The sequence below is a fragment of the Pseudomonas emilianonis genome, assembly GCF_023072625.1.
In the GTDB taxonomy this organism is placed as follows: domain Bacteria; phylum Pseudomonadota; class Gammaproteobacteria; order Pseudomonadales; family Pseudomonadaceae; genus Aquipseudomonas; species Aquipseudomonas paraveronii.
The window spans coordinates 1-3,379 of record NZ_JAKNRV010000472.1 but is presented as its reverse complement, the minus strand read 5'-3'; the positions used below and the strand labels follow the sequence as shown (position 1 = coordinate 3,379).

5 protein-coding genes are annotated in these 3,379 nt (G+C 63.7%); 2 read left to right on the top strand and 3 right to left on the bottom strand.

All coding sequences use genetic code 11. From position 1 onward, the window contains the following. The 3 genes from L9Z73_RS27795 to L9Z73_RS27785 form a co-directional block, all read right to left on the bottom strand. Positions 1-487 (bottom strand): amidohydrolase family protein (locus tag L9Z73_RS27795; RefSeq protein WP_247407918.1); only part of this gene is annotated, 487 nt, incomplete at its 3' end. Continuing rightward, a complete protein-coding gene (locus L9Z73_RS27790; RefSeq protein ID WP_247407916.1) occupies positions 484-1,074 on the bottom strand; it encodes an antibiotic biosynthesis monooxygenase in 591 nt (196 codons plus the stop codon). The genes L9Z73_RS27790 and L9Z73_RS27795, both read right to left, overlap by 4 nt. A 110-nt stretch (positions 1,075-1,184) precedes the next feature. Continuing rightward, a complete protein-coding gene (locus L9Z73_RS27785; protein ID WP_247407914.1) occupies positions 1,185-2,096 on the bottom strand; it encodes a LysR substrate-binding domain-containing protein in 912 nt (303 codons plus the stop codon). Positions 2,097-2,300: 204 nt separating this feature from the next. Between L9Z73_RS27785 and L9Z73_RS27780 the strand changes: the two genes are divergently transcribed. Together L9Z73_RS27780 and L9Z73_RS27775 are read left to right on the top strand one after the other, a co-directional pair. After that, positions 2,301-2,696 carry a helix-turn-helix domain-containing protein gene (locus L9Z73_RS27780; protein WP_247407911.1) on the top strand — a complete coding sequence of 132 codons (396 nt, stop codon included), beginning with the start codon at positions 2,301-2,303 and terminating at the stop codon, positions 2,694-2,696. Positions 2,697-2,754: 58 nt separating this feature from the next. Then, positions 2,755-3,379: winged helix-turn-helix domain-containing protein (locus L9Z73_RS27775; RefSeq protein WP_247407909.1), on the top strand; the 625-nt coding region annotated here is incomplete at its 3' end.

Below are 3,379 nucleotides of genomic sequence, written 5' to 3'. Positions count from 1 at the left end.
TGGTGTAGCCGGCCACGCGCAGGGCGGCGCGGTTGAGCAAGGCGCGGTCGTACAGATGCAACACGAACACCGGGGTGTCCGGCGCCGCCTGGTTGAGTTCTTCCAGGGTCGGCATGCGCTTTTCGGCGAACTGGAATTCGTTCCAGCCGCCCACCACGCGTACCCATTGCGGCGTGGGGGTGCGGTCGGCCTGATCCTTGAGCATGCGCAGCGCGTCAGCCAGGGACGGCACACCTTCCCAGCGCAGTTCGAGGTTGTAGTTCAAGCCGCCACGGATCAGGTGCAGGTGCGAGTCGTTGAGGCCGGGGATCACCGTGCGGCCTTTGAGGTCGATGACCTGGGTGGCGCTGCCGCGCAGGGCCATGGCTTCACCGTCGGTGCCCACTGCCACGAAGCGCCCCTGGCGAATGGCGACGGCGGTGGCGCGTGGATTTTCACGGTCCACGGTGTGGAACTGGCCATTGAACAGAATCAGATCGGCGTTCATAGGGTTTCCTTTACAGAGGCTTCAAGCCAGGGAGCGAACAGACGGGTAGCCGCCGGCATCAGCAGGTACACCACCAGCACGACGATGGTCACGGTCACCAGGAAGGTGGCGACCACGTAGTTGGACAGGAACGGGTGCAGGCGCAATATCGGCGCCCACACGATCGGCACCAGCAGGGTCAGCGGCAGGATCACACACAGGGTGACCACGGCCTGTTTCCAGCGCGGCGGTTTGGCGACGCTGTCGGTTTGCGGCGTGAACCAGAACTCGTTGACCGCACCGATTTCGGTTTGGTCGCCGTCGGCCAACATCGGCGCGGCTTCTTCGATCAGGGTCTTGCGCTGCGGAGAGTCGAGCCAGCGTTGCAGGTCGTCGGTGGAGCGGTAGCGCAACACGCAGGTGAACAGCGCAAGGCCATCCTGTTTACCGCGCACGACGTCGACACCGAGATGGCCGGGACGCTCGCCGGCGATGCGCACGATGCGCCGTAGCCAGGCTTCGTAGTCAGCCTCGCTGCCGGATTTGATCCGGTGTTTGACGATCAGGGTGACGACTTCGTCGGGGCTGGTTTCGAGTGTTGGGTTCATGGTGTGTTCTTCCCCCCTTGAGAGCTGAGCGATGGGGGGAGTTTGGCGGCGACGCGCAATTCGGAATTGGATGTTTGTGCTGTTTGGCGGGGCGACCTTTCAGGGGGCGCCTACACAGGGAAAGTGGACATGTGCGCGCTGATCCGGCTCCTCAACCAACGCTCCGCCGGGTCGTTGTCATGCACCCCGCTCCACACCATCGACAACTCCGCCGCGTCGATGGCAAACGGCGGGTCTTGTGCGCGTAACGTGGTGCCTTCGGTCAAGGCACACGCCGCGTAGTCCGGCACCGTCGCGATGATCTGCGTGCCCGCCAGTAACGCACGCAATCCGCTGAATTGCGGCACCGCCAGCACCACCCGGCGCGCCCGGCCGATACGCGCCAGGTCGAGGTCGATATTGCCGCTCAAGTCCCCCGAGAACGACACCATGGCATGGGGCCGCGCGCAGTATTCGTCCAGGGTCAGCGGTTCTATGCCGCCATCGCCGCGCAGTACCTTGCACGGTATGTCGCGCAGTTTCTTGCGCTTGGCATTGGCCGGCAGATCCGTGGTGTAGCTGACGCCAACAGTGATCTCGCCACTGGCCAACAGCGACGACATCAACAAGTAATTGGCGCGGCGCACCACCAGGATAATCCCCGGTGCCTCGTCACGCAGTTGGCTGAGCAACGGCGGGAACAGGCCGAACTCGGCGTCATCGGACAGGCCGATGCGGAACACCGCGCAGCTGGTGGAAGGGTCGAAATCCTTGGCGCGGCTGACGGCGCTTGAGATGGTGTCCATGGCCGGTTGCAGCTCCTTGAGTATCGCCATTGCGCGTGGCGTGGGCTCCATGCCGCGCCCGTTGCGCAGCAGCAACGGGTCGTCGAACAAATCACGTAAACGGCCCAGGGCCGCACTCACCGCCGGTTGCCCTATGAAGAGTTTTTCAGCGACCCGGGTCAGGTTCTTCTCGAACATCAGCGCTTCGAATATCACCAGCAGGTTCATGTCGACACGGCGCAGGTCGTTGCGGTTCATGGCGGTATCCAAACAGTTAGCAGAGCACTAGCTAAGCACGCGGCAGGCGAGCGCGATTGCACACCTGTGCTGTCTTTTTTACGCCCGCACCTGGCGAAATTAACAACGATTAACTCGTCAGCCGGGCGGTCCGGCACCAAGAATGAGGCCGTCTACACTGCATCCATTCACCGGGAACGCTCCCATCGACCACGGATATTCGTCATGGCCCGACTTGAGCACCGTGCTCCAAGCATCTGCGCGACCGGCGGCCTCTGCCCCCGGCGCGAGCGTATCGCCAAGCAACTGATCCTCGCCAACCTCGGCGAAAGCCTGGCGATTGCCGACCTGGCCCAGGCCTGCGCACTGTCACGCAGCCATTTTTCCCGCGCCTTCAAATGCACCACCGGGCTGTCGCCACAGGAATGGATTCGCCAACAGCGCATCCAGCGCGCCAAGGAATTGATCACCGGTACTTCTTTGAGCCTGACGCAAATCAGCCTGGAATGTGGCTTCTGCGACCAGGCGCACTTCTGCCATATGTTCACCCGCAGCGAAGGCGTCAACCCGATGACCTGGCGCAATCACCAACTGCGCCACAAGCAGGTCATCGCGGCCTAGTGCTCGCTGCACGCGTGGAATATGCTGGGCAGCCCCTTGTCTCAGAGCATGCGCAGGCATGAGCGACCTCAGCGAACAGGCCGTGCACTTCGGCCCGTACCGGATCCACCCACGCCAACGCCTGGTACTGGAGGCGGGCCGGCCGCTGCGCCTGGGACGGCGGGCGGTGGAGATCCTGCTGATCCTGCTGGAACAGGCCGGCAATGTGGTGAGCAAGCAGGAACTGATCGCGCGGGTCTGGCCCACAAGCGTGGTCGAAGACGGCAACCTGCGGGTGCATATGGCGGCGTTGCGCAAGGCCCTCGGCGATGGCCAGGCCGGGCAGCGCTATATCGTCACCGTGGCCCAGCGCGGTTACAGTTTTGTGGCGCCACTGAGCATCGAACCGATGACGATTCCAGCCGACGGCATTCCCCAAAGCCAGGCCCATAACCTGCCGCTGCGCCGCACGCGGATGATCGGCCGCCAGGCGCTGATCGATGCGCTGGTGCAGCAATTGCCGCAACAACGTTTTATCACCCTGACCGGCGCGGGGGGCATCGGCAAGACCACGGTGGCGCTGCGCGTCGCCGAATTGTTGATCGGGCATTACCGCGACGGTATTCGCCTGCTGGACCTGGCGCCCCTCAGCGCGCCGTCGATGATCCTGCCCAACCTCGCCGCCCTGCTCGACCTCACACCCG